At 67.0% G+C, this 22605-nt stretch carries 18 protein-coding genes and 2 pseudogenes; 4 read left to right on the top strand and 16 right to left on the bottom strand.

The annotated features are described in order from the left end of the window. From U9979_RS04415 to U9979_RS04405, 3 genes and pseudogenes are all read right to left on the bottom strand, one after another. A pseudogene (locus tag U9979_RS04415) lies at nucleotides 1-589 on the bottom strand (methyltransferase); the annotation flags it as partial. 139 nt (nucleotides 590-728) lie between these two features. Next, nucleotides 729-1277: a dTDP-4-dehydrorhamnose 3,5-epimerase family protein gene (locus U9979_RS04410; protein WP_322749555.1), complete on the bottom strand. Its 549-nt coding sequence runs from the start codon at nucleotides 1275-1277 to the stop codon at nucleotides 729-731. Beyond that, complete coding sequence (locus U9979_RS04405; RefSeq protein WP_322749556.1) at nucleotides 1277-2302, bottom strand: SDR family oxidoreductase; 1026 nt, start codon at nucleotides 2300-2302, stop codon at nucleotides 1277-1279. The genes U9979_RS04410 and U9979_RS04405 overlap by 1 nt, the downstream gene beginning before the upstream one ends. Before the next feature lie 167 nt (nucleotides 2303-2469). On the opposite strand from U9979_RS04405, the gene U9979_RS04400 reads away from it, so the two are divergent. Beyond that, on the top strand, nucleotides 2470-3378 hold the full coding sequence (locus U9979_RS04400) for a glycosyltransferase family 2 protein (protein WP_322778370.1): 909 nt from the start codon (nucleotides 2470-2472) through the stop codon (nucleotides 3376-3378). On the opposite strand, the gene U9979_RS04395 is transcribed toward U9979_RS04400, so the two are convergent. After that, nucleotides 3344-4552 carry a glycosyltransferase gene (locus tag U9979_RS04395; protein WP_322778369.1) on the bottom strand — a complete coding sequence of 403 codons (1209 nt, stop codon included), beginning with the start codon at nucleotides 4550-4552 and terminating at the stop codon, nucleotides 3344-3346. The genes U9979_RS04400 and U9979_RS04395 overlap by 35 nt on opposite strands. A gap of 153 nt (nucleotides 4553-4705) precedes the next feature. On the opposite strand from U9979_RS04395, the gene U9979_RS04390 reads away from it, so the two are divergent. After that, nucleotides 4706-6001, top strand: a complete 1296-nt coding sequence (locus tag U9979_RS04390) for a glycosyltransferase family 2 protein (protein ID WP_322778368.1) — start codon at nucleotides 4706-4708, stop codon at nucleotides 5999-6001. A gap of 32 nt (nucleotides 6002-6033) precedes the next feature. Further along, on the top strand, nucleotides 6034-6687 hold the full coding sequence (locus U9979_RS04385) for a PIG-L deacetylase family protein (RefSeq protein ID WP_322754663.1): 654 nt from the start codon (nucleotides 6034-6036) through the stop codon (nucleotides 6685-6687). Between the two features lie 21 nt (nucleotides 6688-6708). Here U9979_RS04385 and U9979_RS04380 read toward each other — a convergent pair whose 3' ends face one another. The 9 genes from U9979_RS04380 to U9979_RS04340 form a co-directional block, all read right to left on the bottom strand. Further along, a complete protein-coding gene (locus U9979_RS04380) occupies nucleotides 6709-8121 on the bottom strand; it encodes a hypothetical protein (RefSeq protein WP_322778367.1) in 1413 nt (470 codons plus the stop codon). 31 nt (nucleotides 8122-8152) lie between these two features. Continuing rightward, complete coding sequence (locus U9979_RS04375) at nucleotides 8153-9181, bottom strand: NAD-dependent epimerase/dehydratase family protein (protein ID WP_322778366.1); 1029 nt, start codon at nucleotides 9179-9181, stop codon at nucleotides 8153-8155. 5 nt (nucleotides 9182-9186) lie between these two features. Further along, entirely contained in the window at nucleotides 9187-10068 is an 882-nt protein-coding gene (locus tag U9979_RS04370; protein ID WP_322749514.1) for a glycosyltransferase family 2 protein, read from the bottom strand. Nucleotides 10069-10105: 37 nt separating this feature from the next. Continuing rightward, complete coding sequence (locus tag U9979_RS04365) at nucleotides 10106-11272, bottom strand: nucleotide sugar dehydrogenase (RefSeq protein WP_416219405.1); 1167 nt, start codon at nucleotides 11270-11272, stop codon at nucleotides 10106-10108. 184 nt (nucleotides 11273-11456) lie between these two features. Then, nucleotides 11457-12482 (bottom strand): glycosyltransferase family 2 protein, encoded by a 1026-nt coding sequence (locus U9979_RS04360; RefSeq protein ID WP_322778364.1) that lies wholly within the window; start codon nucleotides 12480-12482, stop codon nucleotides 11457-11459. Continuing rightward, nucleotides 12479-13357, bottom strand: coding sequence for a WecB/TagA/CpsF family glycosyltransferase (locus U9979_RS04355; protein WP_322749511.1), 879 nt, complete (start codon nucleotides 13355-13357; stop codon nucleotides 12479-12481). Before U9979_RS04355 ends, U9979_RS04360 begins: the two co-directional genes overlap by 4 nt. A gap of 428 nt (nucleotides 13358-13785) precedes the next feature. Next, on the bottom strand, nucleotides 13786-15198 hold the full coding sequence (locus tag U9979_RS04350) for an O-antigen ligase family protein (protein ID WP_322778363.1): 1413 nt from the start codon (nucleotides 15196-15198) through the stop codon (nucleotides 13786-13788). 8 nt (nucleotides 15199-15206) lie between these two features. Next, nucleotides 15207-16106, bottom strand: coding sequence for a hypothetical protein (locus U9979_RS04345; RefSeq protein ID WP_322749509.1), 900 nt, complete (start codon nucleotides 16104-16106; stop codon nucleotides 15207-15209). 382 nt (nucleotides 16107-16488) lie between these two features. Next, a complete protein-coding gene (locus tag U9979_RS04340) occupies nucleotides 16489-17295 on the bottom strand; it encodes a DUF4082 domain-containing protein (RefSeq protein WP_322778362.1) in 807 nt (268 codons plus the stop codon). Between the two features lie 342 nt (nucleotides 17296-17637). On the opposite strand from U9979_RS04340, the pseudogene U9979_RS04335 reads away from it, so the two are divergent. After that, nucleotides 17638-18759, top strand: a pseudogene (locus U9979_RS04335) (oligosaccharide flippase family protein); the annotation flags it as partial. Between the two features lie 470 nt (nucleotides 18760-19229). Here the strand turns inward: U9979_RS04335 and U9979_RS04330 are convergent. Genes U9979_RS04330 through U9979_RS04320 form a run of 3 tightly spaced genes read right to left on the bottom strand, consistent with a single transcriptional unit; the run spans nucleotide 19230 to nucleotide 22431 of the window. After that, a complete protein-coding gene (locus tag U9979_RS04330) occupies nucleotides 19230-19895 on the bottom strand; it encodes an acyltransferase (protein ID WP_322778361.1) in 666 nt (221 codons plus the stop codon). Next, nucleotides 19892-21034, bottom strand: a complete 1143-nt coding sequence (locus U9979_RS04325; protein ID WP_322778360.1) for a DegT/DnrJ/EryC1/StrS family aminotransferase — start codon at nucleotides 21032-21034, stop codon at nucleotides 19892-19894. The genes U9979_RS04330 and U9979_RS04325 overlap by 4 nt, the downstream gene beginning before the upstream one ends. After that, nucleotides 21031-22431 carry a glycosyltransferase gene (locus tag U9979_RS04320; RefSeq protein WP_322778359.1) on the bottom strand — a complete coding sequence of 467 codons (1401 nt, stop codon included), beginning with the start codon at nucleotides 22429-22431 and terminating at the stop codon, nucleotides 21031-21033. The genes U9979_RS04325 and U9979_RS04320 overlap by 4 nt, the downstream gene beginning before the upstream one ends. Nucleotides 22432-22605 lie beyond the last annotated feature (174 nt).

Here is a 22605-nt window from a genome sequence, read left to right as displayed (position 1 = left end):
GATCAGGTACGTGCGCGAGCACGTTGTTCGCGATGATGACGTCCGCGCGCAGACCATCGGCAACCAGCGCCCGGGCGAGGTCTGCGCCGAAGAACTCCGCACGGGTCGGCACACCGATCTTACGGGCCGCCGCCGCGGGACCCGGTGACGGTTCGATACCGAGCACCGGAATCCCTCGCTCGACGAAGGCCCGCAACAGGTAACCGTCATTGCTCGCGATCTCCACGACGAGACTGTCGGGACCGAGGTTGTGGCTGGCGATCAGATCGATCACATGCTTTTCGGCATGCCGGCAGAGCGTGTCACTAAACGATGAATAATACGGATAGTCCGCGTCGAAAATCTCCTCCGCCGGCAGGGCATGGGTGAGCTGGACCAGTGCGCACGACTCGCAGAAGCCGATTTCCAGCGGGAAGACCGGCTCGTGCCCGGCGAGGTCGTCGGGCCGCAGCAGCCGGTTGGCGATGGGAGTACATCCAAGCGTCAGGAACGGGCGCGGCGACGGCCCACCGCACGAGCGGCAGGCCGTGACCGGCACGGCCACGGCCTGTCCACGGGTCACTGACTGGCCGGCGTGCTCGGTTGACATGCGGTCCCCTCGTGCATGGTATTTATGGCTTTAGGTACGATCTATGGCTTTAGGTATGATCGATGGCTTTGGGTTGGATGGATGTGGCGCCCGCGCGAATGACGGACCGCCTACCACGGGTGATGAACCCCACCACCGGTCAGCCGGCGGCAACCGGTGGCTCGTCGAGCAGCGCCCAGGCACGGTCCTTGGCGGAGACGACCGTAGCAGTCAGCGGCCAGCGGATTGCAAACCGCGGGTCGTCGTAGCGGGCACCGCGGTCATGGCCGGGTTCGAAGGGTACGTTCATCTGGTAGGTCGCTTCGGTGGCGTCGACGAGCGTCTGGTACCCGTGGGCCAGACCAGCCGGAACGAACAGGGCCCGGCGGTTGTCCGCGGTGAGCTCGACGGCGACGTGGTGAAGGTAGGTCGGCGACCCGGGGCGGACGTCCACGGCAACGTCGAACATGGCCCCACGGGTACAGCGCACGAGCTTGGTCTCCCGCACCGGCTGCGCCGCCCAGTGCATCCCACGGATCGTCCCGGCGATGTGGTTGAAGGCGACGCTGCACTGGGCCACCTCGGGCGCCAGGCCCGCCGCGACGAACTCGCGTGCGCAGAAGGTCCGGGCGAAAAGACCGCGGGAGTCGGGTAACGGCTCGGCATCCACGACGAAGACCCCGGCCAGCTCGGTCGACATTATGATCATCAATACGTCCAAAAAAGATCGTCATCGACCTGGCCGGTGTCGATCAGATACTGGAGCTGCTTGATCCGGATGTGCCCGCGGCCCGTGAACGTCTCCCCGGCAAGCTGGATGCGCGCGAAGACGTCGTGCAACTGCCTGACCCCCAGCGGAGCATCCCAGTCGCAGGAGAAGCCGGGAAGCGCATCATTGATCTTGTCAAAGTCGACCCGATAGCTGCGGGTGTCCCCGCCGTTGGCACCGAAGCTCAGCCGACAACCGGTGAAGACGCTCGCGACCGCGTCCGCGATCTCCTTGATCTGATAGTTCTGCGTGCTGCTGCCGACATTGAACACCTCGTTGTGGATGAGCTCACGTGGCGCGGCAAGCACGCACCGGATGGCCTTGGCGATGTCCAGGCCGTGGACCAGCGGACGCCACGGCGTCCCGTCGCTGGTCATCGCGATCTCGCCGGCTGTCCAGGCGACTCCGCAGAGGTTGTTGAGCACGATGTCGAACCGCATCCGGGGAGACGCGCCGTACGCGGTGGCGTTTCGCAGGAACGTGGGCGAGAAATCCTCCCCTGCCAGGGACGCGACATCGCGTTCGACCCGAGCCTTGCAGCGTGCGTACGGCGTCTGCGGGTTCAGAACGGCGGTCTCGGTGACGTTGAGGCCCGCCGCGACGCCATACACGCTGCACGACGACATATAGACGAACCGGGACACCCCGGCATGTTTCGCGAGCGTCGCCAGTCGGACGGAACCCTCGTGGTTGACCTTGTAGGTGACCTCCGGTGCGAGTTCACCCAGCGGGTCGTTGGACAGTTCGGCCATATGCACGATCGCGTCCACACCGGCCAGATCCTCGATCGTGACACGGCGTAGATCCTTGTCGAGGGTCTGCGGGCTACGGTCGGCACCCCGGTAGAGCCAGCCGAACTTGTAGTAGCCCGTATCCAGGCCGAGGACCCCGTGGCCGGCACGCATCAGCTCGGGTGCGACCAGGGCGCCCAGGTAACCCTCGGAACCGGTGACGAGCACCTTCATCCGCGTGTCCTCCTCGCGCCGGAGCCGCCGGAGCCGCCGGGCGGCGAACCCCGTTGGGGGATACCCACTTCAGTCGGATCATCACGTCAATCGAACCCGAGAGCGGCCAGCAAACACCTGCAGTGATATGGCACACTCGCAGAGTGCACAACGTACAGCCAGTCACGGTGATATCCCCCGACGGTCAACAGGAATGGCCGTTCGAGCTTGTGCTCGTCAGCTATCACAGCCGAGATCAACTCGAACAGATGCTCGCCAGCCTGCCCGCGAACATCCCGATCGTGATTGTCGACAACGCCTGCGGCGCGGACCGTGTCGACGAACTCGTTGCGGACATGCCGTGCGGTCGTTATGTGAACTCCGGTGGCGGCAAGGGGTTCGCCAAGGCCGCGAACATGGGGGTGCGGACGTCGCACCACGAATATCTGATCTTCGGAAACCCGGACAGCCGACCATCAATTGAAATCATGATCAAGCTCGTGGACGACGTCCGCAATGATCCCGGCCTCGCCGCCAGCGCCGCCACGATGACAGGCCCGGACAACCGGCCGGAGCTGGGCAACGGCGGCTGGGAACCGACGCCTCGTCGGGTCCTCATGCACGTGATCGGAGCGCACAAGATTGCCCCGACCGTCGGCCTGTTCGCCCGCCCCGAGCCCGGCCGCCCGATGAACGTCGACTGGCTCACCGGGGCCTGCATGGCCGTCCGGCGCGAAACATTTCTTACTGTAGGCGGATTCGACGAAAGTTTCTTCGTCTACAACGAAGACATGGCGCTGGGACGGCGGGTCCGTGAAGCCGGCCTGCGCCAGCGGCTGCGGACGGATCTGCTGGTGCCGCACAGCGCGGGTGGTTCGGGCGCACCGAAGATCTGGATGCTGCAGATGCGCGGCGCGTCCATGATGAACTACCTGGCCATGCACAACACCCCGAGACGGGTGCGGCAGATGCAGGCGATGCTCGTGGCCGGATACGCGGGCCGCACGCTGCTGTCATGGGCGCGTCGCAACCCGACCGCCGCGGCCGAACACCGCTCATACCTCAGGGGGCTCCTGGCCGGGCCACCCGCGCCATAGCCGACCGCATCCGCTCCAGCAGGATGTCCCGGTCGAGCTCACGGGCGACGAACGCGTGGCCGGACGCGCCGATCCGCTCGGCCAACCCGGGCGCGTCCAGCAGCCTGCAGACCGCTTCGGTGAACCCGGTGGAGTCGTCCGCGATCAGCAGGTCACGCCCTGGTACCCACCCGAGGCCACGGCCGCCGACCCGGGTGCTCACCACCGCAACCCCAGCCGCCATCGCCTCGACCACCTTGATGTTGACCCCGGAGCCCGATCGCATCGGGTTCAGCGAGACCGCCGCGCCGGCGATGTATCCCTGCACGCTGGTGACATCGGTGTGGACGCTGACCCGGTCGTGACCTCGCAACCAGGCAACCAGCCCGGGGTCCCCCCGCCGGCCGACGACCTGGAGCGACGCCTGCGGGTGTCGGACGCGGACGGTCGGCCAGCAAACCGTGAGGAACCACCGCAGCGCCTCGGTGTTGGTCGGGGTGTCCAGCGATCCGACGAACAGCAACCGGCCAGGGTCGCGCTCGGTCACGACATGTGCGGCGGACGCCGTGGCCACCTGGGCGGGCAGGAAGGGCGGCAGGTGGATCGCGCGCGCACCACAGCGCTCCCTGCGCCAGGCATGGTCGTCCACGGAGATGTCCGCGATACAGGTCACGGTCGGCGAGCTGTGCAGAACACGCTCGGCCCTGCGGAGCTTGCGATATTCAAGTTCGTAGGCCACCGCCCGCGGCCCCGTGGCAGCGCCCGCCAACGCCCGGAAGTACTCCGAGTCGATGTTGTGGGCACGAACGAGGTGCGGGATGCGCCATGCGCGGGCAACCTGTTCGCCCAGGTGTGCGACCCGGCAGCTGTAGCTGATCACAGCATCGGCGGATGGCGGTGTGACGGCAAGAACACGCGCCAGGGCGCCGAGCGGGCGTGAGGTGTAGGCATACGGCCGCAGCCTGAGATGCGCCAGCGGAGTCAGGTTACGCGGCAGCTCGATGACCACAGCGCCTGGCAGCGCCGCCTGGTAGGCAGCCAGGTCGAGCGCCTTCGGTGTTGGGACGAGCACCCGCAACCCGATCCCGGCCGCCGATGCGGCAGTCAGAAACATCAACGTCTCCACCCGGCCACCGGCGTCCGCGGGTAGGAACGGCTCTTCGACCGCAACGATCCAGTGCTCTGTGTCAGCCATCAGCCGCTCCCCTACGTCAGTTCACTCGGACATCGCACCTGGACGCGTTACGAGCGACCGGCCGAGGCATGTCCGCACCCACAGCGAAGGCGCGACATTCGAGGTCAATGACTCCGAATGGTTACCCCAAGAACACAGGTTACGGTGGTCTCCATGATGGGAGTACGCAGTACTGGACGTAGAGTCGCGATAACAGGACTTGGAGCGACAGCAATGTACGGCCACGCTTTGTACCCGCTTTACGTCGCACTGAAAAGCCGTAGCCACCGGACCGAGGAGCCGGAAGATCCCGAGGTCTGGCCGTCGATGACCGTGGTCGTCTCGGCATACCGCGAGGCGACGGTGATCAGAAAGAAGGTCGATGAACTGTCCGCCGCCGGATATCCGGGTCCACTGGAAATAATCATCGTCGCGGACGACCCCGCCACCGCGCAGGCGGCTCGACGGCCCGGCGTCACGGTGCTGTCAGCCGGCGTGCGGCTGGGCAAGTGCGAGGCCGTCAACCGGGGGGTCGCCACCGCGAGTCACGACATTGTCGTGCTCTCGGATGCGAACGCGGGGTTGGCTCCCGGTTCCCTGCGGGCCGCGGCGCGGCATTTCCGCAACCCGACCGTCGGTGCCGTGGCCGGTGAGAAGAGGGTCGAGGACCCTGCCGGCGGCCAGGGCTTCTACTGGAAATTCGAGTCCTGGCTCAAACAGTGCGAGTCGGCCATCGGGCAGACCATCGGCGTCGTCGGCGAGATGCTCGCGTTCCGCCGGGAGGTCTTCCAGACGCTGCCCCCAGACGTCGCGGTGGACGATGCCTGGCTCGCTCTCGACATCACCGAGGCCGGCCTGCGGGTCGTCTATGAGCCGTCCGCGTACTCGGTCGAGACCCCCAGCGCCACGTACAGCGAGGAGTGGGAACGGCGGACCCGGGTGGTGGCCGGCAACCTCGACATGCTCTGGCGCCGCCGGGAGGCGCTGGTGCCAGGTGCCCTACCGGTCACCCCGCAGCTGTGGGGGCACCGGCTCGTCCGGTCGTCCTTCGGGCCGATGGCCCACGCCATGCTGATCGCGGTCAGCGTTCCCGCAGCCCGCCACAGCCGGATCGCACGGCTGTTCCTGGCCGGTAACCTCGCGGGAGCGGGCAGCCTGCTGACGGTGATCAGGGGCGGGAACCCGCCTGCGCCGCTACGTCTCGCGGCCCAGGTCTTCTTCCTGCAGGCCGTGGCACTCGGCGGAATCCGCCGTTTTCTCAAGGGGGAACGGCCGGCGGCCTGGCCCAAACCCGACCGCGTGAGCCCGTTGCCGGCCCGACCGAATGTGGTCGTCGGCGAACAGGCCGGCCCACCCGCACAGGCCGAAGTCGATAACAGCCCGTTCACCCGTATCAGAAAGTATTGCACTATATTTTTCCGGTCTACCCCAGGTGTTCGGTCGCCATGGCTGGGTAATTCCAGGACGTGAATCTGATGTGCCTGGCGCGAAGGTAGTCGCCGATGTTGGAGATGACCGCCGCGCCGCCCGCCGACGGGCATGGCTACCGGATACTCGCTCTCGGCGCGCACGCGGACGACGTGGAGATCGGCGCCGGCGGCACCATCATCGCGCTCCTCGCCCGATACCCCACGGCCTGCGTGCACTGGGTCGTCTTCGCGGGATCGGGCGAGCGCGGCGCCGAAGCTGAGACGAGCGCGCGTAATCTCGGCGGCGGCTCGCTCGGCTCCCTTCACCTGCACGAGGTCCGGGACGGCTTCCTTCCCCGGGAATGGGGAGGCGTCAAGGAGGTGCTCCTGGCGATCGCGCGGCAGGTCTGCCCGGATGTGGTGTTCGCTCCGTCGCTGGGCGACGCACATCAGGACCATCGCGCTCTCGGTGAACTTGCCTGGCAGGCGTTTCGCGGGGCGCTGATCCTCGGCTACGAGATCCCGAAGTGGGACGGCGACATAATGCGTCCAACACTGTACGTACCGCTGTCAGAAGAAACCGTCACGGCAAAGCTTGCACACATCATCGAGCATTTTCCCAGTCAGAAGGAGAAACCCTGGTTTGACGAGGAGACCTTCCGGGCGGTGTTGCGGTTACGCGGAGTCGAGTGTGGCACACGTTACGCCGAGGGGTTCGACGCCCGGAAGGTCATCGTGCGGTGGTGAGCCCTGGTAGTGCCCCGGCGCTCAACGGTCGAGCACGGCCTGACAGGGCAGGTTCGCCGACCATCCCGACGGGCTGACCCGCACCGTGACCGCTGCGGAAGCGGGCAGGGCCGCGCAGCGCGCGCGGCCCGCGGCCAGCTCCTGACTGAACCGGGGGCCGTCACCGCGGGCGTTGTCCATCCAGAACCCCGTTGCCATCGCGAAGACCAGCAGAACCACGAACGCATGCTGGCGGAATCCGGCCCGTCGCGGTTCGCCGACAGCCAGGTTGTCGCCATCGGTGACAGCCCGGTCCACGATGACAGCGGCCGCCGACAGCAGGATCAGCGCCGGTGCGAGTGCGTACCGCGGGGTTGCCGCGCCGGCGAGCAGCACCGGCCCGGTATAGAGCAGCACGCTCTGCCCAACCATGATCATAGCAAGCCAGCTGGATGGTGCCCGGCGACGCTTCCAGGCGAGGGCGGCGAACACGCCGAGCACCATGACCGCCAGGAGTATGAACAGCGCCGCCCGGGGCGACGTCACCGAACGACCCGGCAGCCTGTCCCCGAACAGCCCGCCGGCCACCACATTATGCGCGTAGTAAACCGGAATCTTCAGCGGGCTGAGCGCCAGCGGTTCGAACGCGCGGTCCGTGTTGCCGGTCACCCGCGGAATCATCTGCACGACAAATCCGGCCAGCAGCACGGCGCCCGGTGCCCACCCACGAACCCCCCGCAACAGCAGTCCCCGCAGCAGGGCAACCGGAGCCAACAGGATCATCGTCGGATCGGAAAGCACAGCGAGGGCCACCACCCCCGCGGCCAACGCGCTGAAGGCCCGCCCGCGCGGGTTCCACAGCAACGCCCACACGCTCGCTGCCATCAGCGGGAAGTGCAGGTTCGCGGCGACGTTGTTGAGGACCTCGCCCTGACCCACCGGAAGGACGACGAATGATGCGGCCAGTACCAGCCGCACCGGTCGGTGACGCAGGGTGGCACCGCTCGCGACATAGACAAAGACGGCGGTAGCCGCGAGGAGCAGGGCCGAAAGGACCGCGAAACCCGCTGCCGCATCCCGCAACGGCAACACAGCGGCGAGCGCCGCGATCGTCCTCGGCACGACGTGTAGATATCCGGCGTAGGTGGTGGTGAACGCGTCCAGTACCGACAAACGCACGGACTGTTCCAGGAAGATATGTCCGTCCTCGGCCCACATCGTGTCGAGTGCGCCGATCCCACCCTGGCGGGCGAGGGACACCAACGTACCGGCGACCAACGCCGCCAGGACGCCCACGACGTTGCCGGGGCGGGCCAATGGCCCGGAGTCCAGCGGAAACACTGACCGGAGGCGGTCCGACAGCTCAGTACGCGCGGCGAGCCCACGCGGACGCCGGTGCGTGACGCCGACCCGGCCGGCGGCGACAAGGGTCCCGCCAGACCTGCGTGATGCCATCCTTGACCTCCAGTCAGCTCCAGATCCCGCTCTAGATCCGGCCGTCCGTGACCGCCTGCTCGATCCACGGGATGACCTCGTCCAACATGGTCTCCAGCGGCGTGTCGGCGGTGAAACCCAGGACGCGCTGGGCCTTGTCCACGTTCGGCACCCGCTTGGCCACGTCGTACTGGAAGGGGTCGTCGCTGACGTAGCGGAACTCCTCGTCCTGGCCCTTGATCTTCTTCCAGATCAGCTCGGCCAGCTCCAGGACAGTGGTCGACTCGGCGGTGGAGAGGTTGAAGTCCTCATTGAGAGCATCCGGATGCTCCATCGCCGTCACGATCCCCGCGGCCAGATCGCCGCCATAGGTGTAGTGCCGCACCTGGCTACCGTCACCAAGAATGTGCAACGGATCCTGGTCCTTGAGTACTTTCTGAACCAGGTCGGGCACCACGTGGCTCATGGCCAGCTTGACGTTGCCCGACAGCACCTCGACCTCGCCGAGCGCCCGGCCCTCGCCGACACCGACGCAGTTGAAGGGCCGCGCGATCGTGTAGGGCAGCGCGTACTGGTCCCACGCAGCTCGGGCGAAGTACTCGACCGCGAGCTTCTGGAACCCGTAGGAGGAAAGGGGCGGCGCGACCTTGCGCTCGTCGCCTTCCACCGACGGCCAGCGGTCCGTCGACTCGAACACCATCGATGAGCTGAGGTACGTCACCTTGCGCAACCGTCCGCCGGCGCGGAAAACCCGGATAGCGGCATCACAGGACGAGGCGATGATGCGCTCGTTCGTGGCGAGCAGGTCATACGCGTACGTGTGGAAGTAGGAAATCCCACCGATCATGGCCGCACCGGCGATGAAATGGTCGCAGTCGGCGAGCAGCTCACTGAGCAGGTCGGTGTCCCGCGCATCGCCCTCGACAAACCGGTAGTTCGGATGCTCGTCGTAGCTGCGGGCGACCGGCCCGTACTTCGAGAGATTGTCCAGACCCACCACGTCGTAGCCACGACCCAGGAGATCCTGCACGACATAACCACCGATAAAACCGGCCGAGCCGGTCACCAGAACCGTTGCCATCTGTATCATTCCTCGATATCTCTCGGGGCCTCCGCCGACGCGGGAGAACCAGTTTTCGCGCTGTCTTCGGACGGAGTCTCACCCGCACCCTTGACCTTCGGGAGTCGCGGGCGGGGATAGTTTCCGTTTCGTGGGCCGGGTCCACCGGTTCCCGCGGTGTGCCGCAGGGCCTGCAGTTCGCCGACAGTCAACCTCCGACCGAAGGCGAAGCGGTACCACTGGAGGTACTCGGGCAACCAGCGAGCAAGATCAAAATTCGACTCGCCGAGTGCCCGGTCAAGCCATATTGTCGGAATTTCGGCAACGGGCAGGCCGAGACGGCGAGCCTTGGCGGTCAACTCAAGTCCGATCTCGAAACCGGACCGACTGTCAATTCCGACGTTACGAACGAAATCGGTTGAATACGCCTTGAAACTGTTCGTCGCGTCCCGGGTACCGATGCGGGTGAGTAGCGACAGGGACCGCCCGGCCGCGCGCGACAACACCCGTTTGAACATGGGGCCGCCCACCTGCTGACCGCCGGGCATGTAACGGGAGGCCGCGGCGACCACGACACCGCGGTCGACCAGCCGCGCCAGCTCGTCGATCTGGCGCGGATCGTCACTGCCATCCGCCATCGTCACCACGGTGACCGGCGCGACCGCGTGCTCTATGCCGAAGCGAATCGCGTTCGCCGGCCCTCGCCCGTAGGTGTTGCGAACCGGTCGCACCCGCGCGTCCTTCTCCGCGTAAACGACCAGACTCGGCACGGTCGAGTCACCCTCGAAGTCATAGATGACCATGATTTCGCACGGGAGACTCACCGATTCCAGCAGCCGGTCCAGCACCGGCACGATGGCGTCGCCCTCGTTGTAGACCGGCATCACCACCGACACCCGAGGTGTCATCGGACGTTCTCCGTACCACCCTCAGTGGAAAAACACGTCATACCCGCACGCCTTCGCCGAGAAGATTCCAGATGTCGACCACCGGCTTGTCCGTCTCCAACCTGGCGTAGTCCGGATGCGGTGCGGCCAGGACGAGGAGATCGGCCCGTTCGAGAACCGTGTCCAACGGCAGCAGACGAGCGTCGGTGGTGACATACGGATCGGTGCAGAGCGTGCCGGCCGCCGAGTAGTCAAGAATCCTGCGGAGCTTGTACGACAGGCTTGCCCGGGTGTCGTCACTACCACCCTTGAACGCCATCCCGAGTATGCCGACGACCATACCGGCGAGGTCGAAACGTTCCTTCAACCGGGAGACCAGGTAAAGCGGGAGGCCCTCGTTCACCAGCATCGCGGCATGACCGAGAGCGAACGTGTTGTTGGTTACGGCCGCCAGCTGCATCGTGTCCTTGAACAGACATGGGCCGGCGGCGAGGCCGGCGCCGGGCAGGTCCGCCGCCCTTGGATAGTTGTGGGCGAGTGCCCCGCGGATGCGCTCGAAATCAAGATCAAGATCGTTCGCAATCATGTAGAACTGGTTGGCGGTCGCGAACTTGATGTATCGCCAGGTGTTGGTGAACAGCTTCGCGAGCTCCGCCTCCTCGGGCTGCAGGTCCACGATCTCGCTGGTGAGAACGGCGAAGAGCGCGGTCGCGCGCACCCTGGTGGCGTCCGTCCGGGCGGCGACGATCTGCGGGAGCTCGAACAGCTCGGTCATGGCCCGCCCTTCGGCGATCCGTTCCGGGCAGAAGGCGACCTGGACGTCGCGACCGATCTCCGAGATCAGTTTCTCCACCAGGGCGGTCACGCCCGGGTAGACGGTGCTGCGCAGAATCAGCAGCTGGCCGTCGACAAGATGATCCGAAAACGTGCGTATCGCCCTGGGTACCACCTGCGGGTCGGGGTTGAGATGCCCGTCCACGGGCGTACCGACCACGACCACCACGTGCTCCGCTTCGGAAATCACCGCCGGATCGGTCGTGGCACGTAGCTGACCCGCCGCCGTCATCTCGGCGAGCACCCCGGCGGCACCCGGCTCCCGGAAGGGCAGGCGACCCTCATTGACGATCCCTACCGCGGCCGCGTCGATGTCGTACAGGCGAACCCGCTGGCCGCGCGAGGCCAGCGCGATACCCAGTGGAAGCCCCACGTGGCCGCAGCCTCCCACGATGACGACATCTGTGGGAAACGGCCGTACCGCCGCCGGCTGCACGGTGTCGATGCCGGTGTCGGTGTCGGTGTCCCGATTCTGTGTCACTATCTCCCCCAGGAACTTTTTGGAGCGTCGCAGAGTTGCAGCGGATCCCCAGCGCGGGCCTGCCAGGTCACGACTTCCCACGCCGTGGGCATGGTCATGGCCCGGCCGCCGGCGGACCACCCGAAATGCCCGGAGCCCCGATCAACGAGGCCGCCGGCGGGAACCCGACCGCGGGATTGATGGACAGCAGCAGTTGCAATGCCCGTCTGTGTGTCGGCGACCGGCGAGCACGAAGACCCGCGTTGAGAATCAACGCCCAGCGCATCGCGCGCGCGGCGGCCACACCTCGGCGATGGCGCTGCAGTCGTACTCTGTTCATCTGGCCCAGAGCCCACAGCTGCGGCGAGAAGTGCTGATCACCACCCAGATGGACGGCGCCCGCCGGTGGTACGTAGCGCAGCAGGAAGCCGTGATCACGAGCGCGGAGGATGAAGTCGGTCTCCTCCGAGTACAGGAAGAACGACTCGTCCCAGGGGCCCACCGCGTCCAGGCACTCCCTGGAGATCAGCATAGCGGCGCCGGTTGCCCAGTCCGCGACCTGGGGCGAGGCGTACAGACGGTCGTCGGTGACGACCTCACCGAGCGTCGCCGTCCGCCCGGATCGCTCACCACCGAGCACCGCTTCGCCCAGCGCCCGAAGCACCGTGGGCTCACGGCGCAGCGAGTGGTGCAACCGACCTTGATCATCACGCAGTCTCGGGACGCAGATGCCGGTGTCGAAGGGCCGCAGAGCGTCCCACAGCGCCGTGACACTGCCCCGGTCGAGCTGCACGTCGGGATTGATCACCAAGGCCGCCCGCCGCGGCTGCACGGTGGCAAGGCCGGCGTTGACACCCGCCGCGTACCCGTTGTTCACGCCGGTCTCCACAACCAGCGCATCCGGGTTGGCCTTGCCGACCAGAACCGTCGTGTCATCGGTCGAGCCGTTGTCGACGACCACGACCTGCCACGACAGCCCGCCGCGAGCACCCGCCGCGAAGGCCCCGGGCAGCGCATCCAGGCAGTCCACAATGACCTCGGCGCTGTTGAACGTGACGACGACCACCGTCACGTCCGGCTGCGTCCCGGCAAGCGATGCCGGCATCTCGACGGAGCCGGCTGGCTCGCGGTCAGCGGTCACCGTGACGCCTCGGCCGGCGGGGTCAGCCCGCCGTGGGATGCCGGCTGACCCTGGCCGACGATCCATGACTCAGCCGGGACCGGGTACGCGCCGGCGAGGACGCGGCGCCGCAGCCGAAGCTGGGCCGGTGGCTGCCTGCTCACCAGCGTCCGCCAGATGAACAGTGGATTACCGACCAGGTAGCGGCGCCACATCCGGCGTGGCTCGACGCTGAGGCGCCACACCCATTCCAACCGGTTCTTGATCATCCAATCCGGGGCACGCGGCACCCGGCCGGCTGTGAAGTCGAGAAAGGCGCCCACCCCGACCCCGAGGCGCACGCCGGTGGCCTCCAGATAGCGGTCCAGCCAGAGTTCCTGCAGCGGGTTCCCGAGTGCGGTCACCAGCAGATCGGCCCGTGCTGCCCTGATCTCCTCGACAACCGAGTCCGGATCGTCCGCCCAGCCAAAGCCGTCCCGAACTCCGGCGATGCGTAGCCCCGGGATCCGTTCCCGCAGGACATCACCGGCCTGGCCGGCCACACCGGCACGACCGCCGAACAGGAAGACCCGATACCCCTGTTCAGCGGCGAGGGTGAGCAGCACCGGGGTGAAATCCGTACCGTTGAGGTTCGCGGCAAAGCGCAGCCCTCGCATCCTGGCTGCGACCGCGACACCGATACCGTCCGGCAGTACCAGGTGAGCCCGCTGCAGCGCAGCCCGGTAGGCGACGTCGGTGTAGGCGAGATTGAGCGAGTGCGCGTTGACATAGGCGACGAGCGCGGGTCGGGGATCCTCCATCGCTGCCCGGACGGCGTTGCGCGCGTCGGCGACCGTGAGACAGACCAGGGGGATGCCCTGTAGCTCGATTGAGGGGAAGGACGCGTTATCCTCCACCGCTCCACGCAGCATGCCCCGAACGAACCGGCTGCGGCTCGACGGCAACCCACCTAACGATAACTCAGAATACCCGCCGGATTTCACCAACGGTTCACTCTCGCTACCCACGGTTATGCCAACGACAGCACAATCGTCGCGTGACTGGGCCCCCGTCATCCATCCCCCCCAGGTATGGCACACTCCCACCGGCCAAATCGAGCCTAGCAGATTCGACCAGGTACCCGTATCACCGGTCGCCGACCACGACCGGCGCCACGGACAACCCTCGCCCGGTATCGGGGAACCGCTCGCCAGGCCGGGGGGGAAGTCTTCTGGGAGCGCGGCCTGAAGGCAGGGCCGGCAAGCCTTCCATGAATACAGAAAAAGGCCTGGTGAGAGTAGCCGTCAAGCCATGCGAGGGATAATCACGCAACCTACAGTACTGATCAACGGGCCGCACTACTCATCTGGTCGACCAAAGGCCGGGCGGTCGCAACCGAGGCGAGGGACGCACGAGGCTCCGGGCGGCCCTGCTCATTCTGATCATGAGGTTGACCCGACAACCGCCACATCGCGCCGGCGAGACCGATCAACAGGAAGAGCAGCCCACCACACATCGGGAAGCTGAGTGCGTCAAAGGTCGCGAAGCTGACCATTGCCGCGGCAATGGCCGCCGCGATCGCCTGGGCAAGATCCTTACGAATGGGGTCGTCGTTACGACGGCGTGCACCGCGCGCGGTGAAGATTCCGATCAGGAAGGTCAACAGCAACAGCACCAGGCCGATCAGCCCGGCATCCACGATGGTCATCAGATACTGGTTGTCCAGGAACCGGTACATGCTCGGGATGAACGTACGAAAACCCCGCCCGAACAGCGGATGCAACGCAATGTACTTCGCGGCCGCCGCATAATCCTCGGTCCGGCCCTTGGTGCTCGGGTCGTTGCTGATGTTTGTGAACAGGCTCGTGATCGTACCGAGCAGTCCGGGAATCATCAGTCGCATGCCGACGAGAAACAGCGGCATCACCTTGAGCGTGGCCAGGCGCCGCCGGCGGTCCCAGCTCGGGATGATGAAAAGGGCAACCACCGCGATGGCGAGAATTGCCGATCGTGACACCGACATGGGCAGCGCGACACCGATGCTGCCCGCGGCGAGCCACCGCCGCATCTTCACCTTCCCCGGCGGTGCGGCAAACGCGCGGCTCAGTGCGAGAGGAAACAGCATCGCCAGTACCACACCGAACTCGATCGGATGGCTCGCGGTCCCGGTGATCCGGCGGAATATGGACCGGGCGGAGATGAGATCGAGGGTCCCGTTGATCCGCAGACCCGGAACGTGGATGTAGCCGGCGATGTTGAGGCCGATCGAGAACTGCAGCATACCGAGGACCGCGAGGAAGACACCCATCCCGATGAGACGGCCGATCAGATCGTCCAACCGGCTCCACGAGCGGATGCCGTCCGCGGTGATCAGGGCCACACCGGCCCAGGTCGCCAACAGCAATAATCCACGGTCGGCGGCGCGGAGTTCCTCGGGGACGATATCCGGCCGCATCGCACCGGCCGCGTAGCTTCCCAACACCATGGCGGACAGGAACACCGCCGCGGTGCGGATCGGTTGTGGGCCCGACGCCACACCCCCGGACGGCAGCATGACCGCGAGGATCCACCAGAACAGGCAGACCATTCCCAGCAGATTGGCCGGTGTACCGGCGGCGCCGAGCGGACCGAAGATCAGCTGTGACGGAATACCGAGAAGGAGCACCACATAAAGCGACAACAAGGAGGTGACATCCACATATGGCAGATGAACACGGGGCGACATGCGCCGGGCGATACCGAAGGGCAGACCACGCATTGGCCGGCCTACTTGTCGGAACGGCGACGCAGGCCTACCAGAACCATCGTGGTCTCACGCGTGTCCCGTGGCTGCACCGGGCCCTGCTCCTCGTGGTCCCCCTCGTCATCCCAGTCCAGCTCCTCCAGATCCTCGGAACCAGGGTCGCCGCTGTCGTCTTCCTCCAGATCATCGACGCCGCGTCCCTTGGCGGACGTCCCGGACTTACGGGAACCGCCCCGCGACCGGGCTGCGCCCTTCGAACCCGCACCACCCCGCGAGCCGGTGGTGCGCCGGCCGCGGACCGCGGCGGCCAAGGCCGCCCGCCGGCCGGTAAAGGCCCCCTCGGCGACAAAACACATCGTGACCGATAGAATGCCACCGAGCGCGACTACACCGAGTAGCGCCCGGGTCTGGCTCCCGTGGAGTTCATCGGGCGCGGTCGGGGAAATAAGCTGGCTGGCCCGGATCATCGCGCTCTTTGGGACGTTCTGCATGACCTGCAGCTTTTCAAGCTCGGTCCCGGCCACCTTCACCAGCACGGAGGCGGTGTTGGTCGCGGCGGCAGGTGAAGTGTCCGTGGCGGCAATCTCGAGAACCGGAGAACCGTCGGCCACCAGCGCGATGGTGTAGGGCGAGGTGGCGTGTGCGGCCTTGAGCTCCTGCCGAACGCCTTCGGTCGCCATGATCCGAGTAAGAACGTCCGCGGTGTTACCCAGCGGAATGGACAGATACGGGTTTCGGCTCCCCGCCGTGCTGGTGGTACCGGAGTCCGACGTCGGCGGAAGTACCACCACCGCCGCATGGGCTTCGAATGTCGGGCCGATGGTGGCGTGCACGCCCACCCCGGCCAGGCCAGTCAGAATAATCCCGATGATCAGAATATACCAGCGACGGACAAGAACCCCGATGAAATCCGAAAAGTACACTCGTGCCCTCGCCCCCCAGCGCGGGTCAGCATTGCGCCGACACCGGATCAAGTCCAAGATACACGGCCGACATCAGAGCGAGAAGGGCACTGGAGCTTTTCGTGCCGATGCACGACAAGCGACAACAACCCAACACGATACCAAGCCGCACCCCTCGCCGCCACTATTTGAGCTCAGGAAGATGAACGCCCTGTGATGAGAGCGGACCGTACCGCCGGCCCGCCCAGGCGGGCAGGCGGGCAGTGAGCAGGCGGGCAGTGAGCGGCGCGCCGGTGCCCGTCGACCCGGATTGCCGCCGTACATCCAACCGATCATCCTAATGATCAATGCACGCTCGACGGACGCGCGCCGGCAACGAGAACCATCCGTTGATAACCATGCGTTATGAGACCGGGGTCACAGGAGCAGCCGCGGGCTCACCTGAGGACTGCGACGCCGGTCGGAACAGGACATCGGTCCAGTAGTTGGAGTCGCGGTAGGTCGTCTCAGGAAAGCCGCCGCCGTAGTGGTACACCCCGCTGGTCGCCCCGGCGACGCGCAACGGCCCGCTGACCGGCACGACCTGATCGAAGAACTCGGGGGTCGCCGAGTAATGGCCCGTCGGCGCGAAATACGAGGCCGTGTACGTGGTGGCCACCTGTACCGACACGGGCCTGGCCAACATCACCACCTGCCAGCCGGTGTTGCTTTCGCCGGTGGCGGTGGCGGTCGCCAGTCGCTCACCGGCACCTGACCACAGACTGACCGTATGGTCGCCGATATTGTCGGGACCCTTGTAGAACCGTATTCCAAGGATCTCGCCCGGGATGTCGACACGGAACCGGAGCCCGACCTCGACCGCGGCGGGGTCCGGATCAGCCTCGGGCACGGGCTTCGCGTCGTTGTCCCAAAGGGAGATCAGCTGCGACTGCGCCCGTGGGGTCGGGCTCACCGAAGGCCTCGGCCTGTCCGCGACGGAACCGGCGCAGCCAGCGGCCGCGAGCCCCACCGCGCCCAGGAGCAGGACCGCTACGACCCGAGGCGAATACCGGTGGTACCCACCGCCGCCGCGTGCCCCGGGAACCCGGATCGTGCCCGTCGCGGAAATGCCGTGATCGAACGCGTGTCGGCCCCTTGGCCACCACGCCCGACCGGACCCGTGCGCGGATCGACCGGCAACCCCGAGCGAAGGACGAATGGAGGTCGTCATATAGACATATCCTTTGGTCGGGACACCGATTCCAATGATCGCCTGCTGGCGACGCGACCGATGCGCAATGAACACGCTGCATATACCCGGAAGCACTACCGTCGCCGACGGTGATGCATCCATCGCCTCACGCGATTCACTCCGGGAGTGCGCACTGCACAGCCGTCCCGGACGGAGCAACGAGGCAACACGGCGTTGTCGTCGTGTTGTTTCCAGCTGATGCCAACGATGATATTAACGACGATATTAAAGATGATCGGCATAGATCATAGCAGAACCGTGCTTCGATGAGCGTCACAGCATGGCCGCGACACCGACCGGCCAGTCGCAGATGGGGGAACCATGCCGCACATGCCGGCACACGCGTCAACACCCGGGGTGCCATCCCCGCCGACCCTGGCCGAACCGGCTCAGGGTCCCTCCGCCAACAACCAGGGCGCAGACAACCAGGGCGCCGGCAATCAAGGAGCCGGCAATCAGGGCGCCGACAACGTAGGCGAGGGCACCGGAGCGGGGCTCGGCGGGGCCGTCCGACGCGGCCTCGGCTTCAGCGTCCTGAACAATGCACTCAGCCGCCTGGGCACCGTCGTTACCGGGGTCGTCCTCGCCCGGCTCCTCAGCCCGTCGGACTACGGCGACTTCGCGGTCGCGCTGGTCGTCCTGAATGCGCTGTTGTCCATTAACGAACTAGGTGTCTCCCTCGCGATCGTGCGTTGGCCGGGGAACCCTCGCCTGATCGCCCCGACCGTACAGACGTTGTCGACCGGGTTCAGCACCGGACTTTTTCTGCTCACCCTGGTGCTGGCACCGGCCATCGCAAGCCTGCTCGGCTCAGCCGCCGCGACCGACCTGGTCCGGGTGCTGGCGGCCAGCATGATTGTCGATGGGTTGGCTTCCGTTCCCGCGGCGTTGCTCACCCGCAGTTTCCAGCAGGACCGGCGGATGGTCGCCGACCTTGCTGGACTCGTCGTGAACACGACCGCCACGATCGGACTGGCCGTCATGGGGCATGGCGCGTGGAGCCTGGCCATCGGCTATCTGGCCGGTAACATCACCACCTCAACCCTGATCTTCATCTTCGCCGGAGCACAGATCCGGTTCGGCTTCGACCGGAGTCAGGTCCGCGCGTTGCTGGACTTCGGTCTCCCGCTGGCCGGCTCAAGTCTGCTGGTCTTCGGAGTCCTCAACGTCGACTATGTCGTCGTCGGCGCCGTCCTGGGACCGGTGGCGCTCGGTTTCTACATGCTGGCGTTCAACCTTTCCAGCTGGCCGGTCAACATGTTCTCCCTGGCCGTGCGCAGAGTGGCCATGCCGGCGTTCGCCCGGCTGTCGGCCGATCGCCGTGCGCTCAGCGGCGCGTTCGCCCGTTCGATCGCGCTGCTGATGGCGGCCACGCTGCCGGTCTGCGCGATCCTCGCCGTGCTCGCCGGGCCGGTGATCCGCACCGTCTACGGACCGAAGTGGGATGCCGCCGCCGACGCCCTGCGCTGGCTCGCGGTCCTCGGGGCCGCCCGGGTCGCCGCCGAACTGGCCTACGACCTGCTGGTGGGTGCCGGCCGGTCTCGCGCGATCTTCGCCGTCCAGGGGGTCTGGCTGGTGGTCCTCACCCCGGCCCTGCTCGTCGGTGCACACACGGCCGGTATCGGTGGTGTCGCCTTCGCCCAAGCCGCGGTGGCCGTGGTGGTCGTAGGCCCAGCGTTCATATTCGCCATTGCGCGGGCGGACGTCCGCCCCACCGCCGCCCTGCGGTACTGCGGCCGGCCGGCCGTCGCGACCACTGCCCTTGTCCTGGTCATGGTGGGCCTTGGCACGGTGGTACACGGGGACGCCGCCCGACTGGTCCTGCTCCCCCTCGCCGGGCTGGCCGTATGCGTCGTACTGCTGTTCCCGCTGCTGCGGCTGGCCCGATCAACACCGGAACAGCCGCAGCAGTCCTACGGCACGGAAACAGCGGAGGGCATCGAGCCACCGGCTGGCGCCGAAACACCTGCCGGCGTCGAAACACCGGCAGGCGCCGAAACAGCAGCCGGCGCCGTCTCGCACAGCCCGTCGGTATCGGCAGCCGGCTTGTAAGCCTTCGAGCAGGCCACGCAGCGCAGCTGCGAATCAAGCCGTTCCCCACAGGCACAGACCCAGCCCAGGGCCCGTCCGGGATTGCCCGCGACCAGTGCGTACGCGGGTACATCCCGGACGACGACGGCTCCGGCAGCCACGAACGCGTACTCGCCCACGATCACCCCGGCGACGATCGTGGCATTGGCACCGATCGTCGCACCACGGCGGATCAGCGTTGGGGTGAGCGCGTCCCGGGTCTTCTTGACCTCGGCACGCGGCCGGAAGTCGTTGGTGAAGACCATGTTCGGACCCAGGAAGACATCGTCCTCCACGGTGACCAGGTCCCACACGAGCACCGCGTTCTTCACCGTCACCCGGTCGCCGATCCGGGCGCCGGACTCGACGAACACATGGTCACAGATGTTGCAGTCCGTGCCGATCACGGCACCGGCCAGCACGTGCGCGAACGCCCAGATCCGGGTTCCCGGACCCACGTCGTCGCTCTCGCACAGGCCGTGAGGATGGACGAAAACGGCCCCTGTCATGACAGTGCTCTCCGCAACTCCTCGGCCACCCGCTCCTGCTGTTCGGGGGTGATGTGCGGGTACAAGGGCAGGGAAAGGATCTCCCCGGCCGCCTTTTCGGCGACGGGAAAGTCACCGGCACCGTAGCCGAGACCCGCAAAGGCCGGCTGCAGGTTCAGCGGCACCGGGTAGTGGATCCCGGCTCCCACACCCTGTTCATGCAGCCGTGCCAGCACCGCGTCCCGGTCGGGAACACGGACCACGTAGAGGTGCCACACATGGACGTTACCCGGCAGTGTCGCCGGTAGCCGGACCCGGGAGTCCCCACCCAACAGCTCGTCGTAGCGCAGCGCCGCGGCGGCTCGCGCCTGGTTCCACCGGGCCAGCCGGGCCAGCTTGGCCCGCAGGACAACGGCCTGCAGGGTATCGAGCCGTGAGTTGAAACCCAGCGACTCGTGCACGTACTTGCGTTCGCTGCCGTGCGCGCCCAGCAGCCGTACCTTGCGCGCGAGCTCGGCATCATCGGTCAGGACGGCACCGGCGTCGCCGGCCGCGCCCAGGTTCTTGCCCGGGTAGAAGCTGGTGGCCGCCAGCAGTCCCAACCCGCCGGCAGCCCGTCCACCACGGACGGCGCCCTGCGCCTGCGCGGCGTCCTCGACGACGATGGTGTCGGGACGACACGCGGCCGCGATCTGCTCCACCGGCGCGGCCTGCCCGTACAGATGGACCGGGATCACCGCACGGGTACGGTCGGTCAACGCCCCGCCCACCGCGTCCGGATCCATGAGCAGATGATCGTCGTCTACGTCGACGAACACCGGCCGCGCACCCGCACGGACCACGGCCTCGGCGGTAGCCACGAAGGTGTTCACCGGGATGACGACCTCGTCAACGCCGCCAGTGGTACCGGTCGCAGCACTCACCGCGGTGCCCGCACCGACACCGGCCGCCCGCAGCGCCAGCTCGATCGCGTCGGTACCGTTGCCCACACCCACGCAGTACCCGACTGCACAGAAGTCGGCGTACTCGCGCTCGAATGCCGAAACGTGTTTTCCACCGACAAACGCGGTGGTCGCGAGCACCTCGTCGAACCCGGCCCGCACCTCCTCGGCGATCTCGGCCTGCGCAGCCGCCAGATCCACCAGCGGAATCGTGGTCACCGCAACGTCCCTTCGATGGGGTGAGACGGCAGCCCCGCGGAGCCTGGAGCTGCCGGATCTGACAATGGTTGACCGGACGCGGACGCGGACGCGGACGCGGACGCAGACACGGACGCCGGCGCCGCGGCCGTCCCCGGGCCGCCCCGGGCCTTGGGGTTACCGGGCTGCACGCGACGGGCGTTGAAGTCGTCCAACGCCGCCTGCCCGCGCAGCTGGTCATAGTGCCGTCGCACCTCGTGGGCGAACAGGCCGGCCGCGCTGACCCCGAGTGTGCGCACGTCCGGCCGGCTGGCGCCGGTTGCCAGCGTCCGGGTGTACAGCGCCTCCTGGACGCGAGCCGCGCGTTCCAGCGAGAAACGTTGCGTCACCAGCTCGCGACCATAATCACCCAGCTGACGACGACGGTCCGCGTCGGCGAGCAACGGCGCAAGGATCTTGACCAGTCTGCGCGCACCGCTGATCCGGTCGCCCTCGCCGATGCCGTACCAGCCCTGCCAGAGAAATGTCGCCACGCTGTCGGGAGTCAGCAGCTCGAAGAAGCCGCCCTCGCCCTGGACCACCAGCGGCTTGCCAAAAGCTGACGCCCGCAGGGCCGACCCGCCCATGCCGATCGAGATGTCGGCGAGGGCGTAGGCGGGGCGTGGATCGGTAAGTTCACCGGTGAGCACGACCACCTGTCGGCCCCGGACGGCGCCGACCCGCGCGACGTGCGCGGCAAGCTGGTCCCGCGCGGGGCCGTCACCGACCACCACCAGCCGAACCGGCATGTCCGCCGCCAGCCGTGCCACCGCGTCGACCGCGGCCAGGAGTCCTTCCAGCTTCAGCTCGGTTGCCAACCGTGACACGACGACCACATGGAGGTTAGCCGGATCCAGATCGAAACGCGCTCGCAGCTGGGTGAGCGCAGCGTCGCTAACCGCCTCCGGGGCGTTGAGACGCACGTCGACCGGTGGCTCGATGAGGTCGACCGGACCGCGCCGGGCGGCCCGGGCGGACTCGCCGATCAGCTCGGTGCCCACCACCAGGGGCATGGTCGCGGGCAGGAACGGGGCGACCGCCATGGACATCACCGTGGCGAACGCCGGCACGCCCATCCTCGTCCGCGGCCCGAAGAACGCCTCCAACGCGGGCGGCCACTCGTAGCCGTGTACCAGGTCGATCCGGCGCTCGCGCACCACCTGGCACAGCGCGCTCATCACCCTGGGCGACGGCCGACGCCCCGGCTTCGGCGACGCGACATAGTCAAGCTTAAGATCACGAACCGTGTCGACAAGCGGACCCGGCACCCCGAAGACGGTCACCTGATGGCCGAGGTCCCGCACCGCCCCGGCGAGCTCCACCGCGTTGAGCTGACTTCCCCCGATCTCCATCATGTGGGGATAGACCAGGATCCTCACGGTCTGCGCACGCCTTGTCCGAGCGCGGCATCCGCCAGATCCGCACCAGCAGCGTCCGCACCGCCAGCGCCCGCACCAGCACCGCCCGCACCGCCACCAGCGGTGATGTCCAGCAGAGCCTCGACCACACGATCATGCTGTTGCTCGGTCATCGTGTGGAACAGCGGCAGAATG

It is taken from the genome of Protofrankia sp. Cas4, from assembly GCF_963555915.1.
In the GTDB taxonomy this organism is placed as follows: Bacteria; Actinomycetota; Actinomycetes; order Frankiales; family Frankiaceae; genus Protofrankia.
Note: the sequence above shows the minus strand (reverse complement) of the source record. Positions and strands in the feature narration are given on the sequence as shown.

Excerpts from the sequence above, each read along its gene's own strand:
- U9979_RS04390 (WP_322778368.1), top strand. The coding sequence starts at position 4,706 with ATGATGGGAGTACGCAGTACTGGACGTAGAGTCGCGATAACAGGACTT.
- U9979_RS04330 (WP_322778361.1), bottom strand. The coding sequence starts at position 19,895 with ATGACAGGGGCCGTTTTCGTCCATCCTCACGGCCTGTGCGAGAGCGAC.
- U9979_RS04370 (WP_322749514.1), bottom strand. The coding sequence starts at position 10,068 with ATGACACCTCGGGTGTCGGTGGTGATGCCGGTCTACAACGAGGGCGAC.
- U9979_RS04395 (WP_322778369.1), bottom strand. The coding sequence starts at position 4,552 with ATGGCTGACACAGAGCACTGGATCGTTGCGGTCGAAGAGCCGTTCCTA.
- U9979_RS04375 (WP_322778366.1), bottom strand. The coding sequence starts at position 9,181 with ATGGCAACGGTTCTGGTGACCGGCTCGGCCGGTTTTATCGGTGGTTAT.
- U9979_RS04385 (WP_322754663.1), top strand. The coding sequence starts at position 6,034 with ATGTTGGAGATGACCGCCGCGCCGCCCGCCGACGGGCATGGCTACCGG.
- U9979_RS04410 (WP_322749555.1), bottom strand. The coding sequence starts at position 1,277 with ATGATCATAATGTCGACCGAGCTGGCCGGGGTCTTCGTCGTGGATGCC.
- U9979_RS04340 (WP_322778362.1), bottom strand. The coding sequence starts at position 17,295 with ATGACGACCTCCATTCGTCCTTCGCTCGGGGTTGCCGGTCGATCCGCG.
- U9979_RS04405 (WP_322749556.1), bottom strand. The coding sequence starts at position 2,302 with ATGAAGGTGCTCGTCACCGGTTCCGAGGGTTACCTGGGCGCCCTGGTC.
- U9979_RS04350 (WP_322778363.1), bottom strand. The coding sequence starts at position 15,198 with ATGCGTGGTCTGCCCTTCGGTATCGCCCGGCGCATGTCGCCCCGTGTT.
- U9979_RS04380 (WP_322778367.1), bottom strand. The coding sequence starts at position 8,121 with ATGGCATCACGCAGGTCTGGCGGGACCCTTGTCGCCGCCGGCCGGGTC.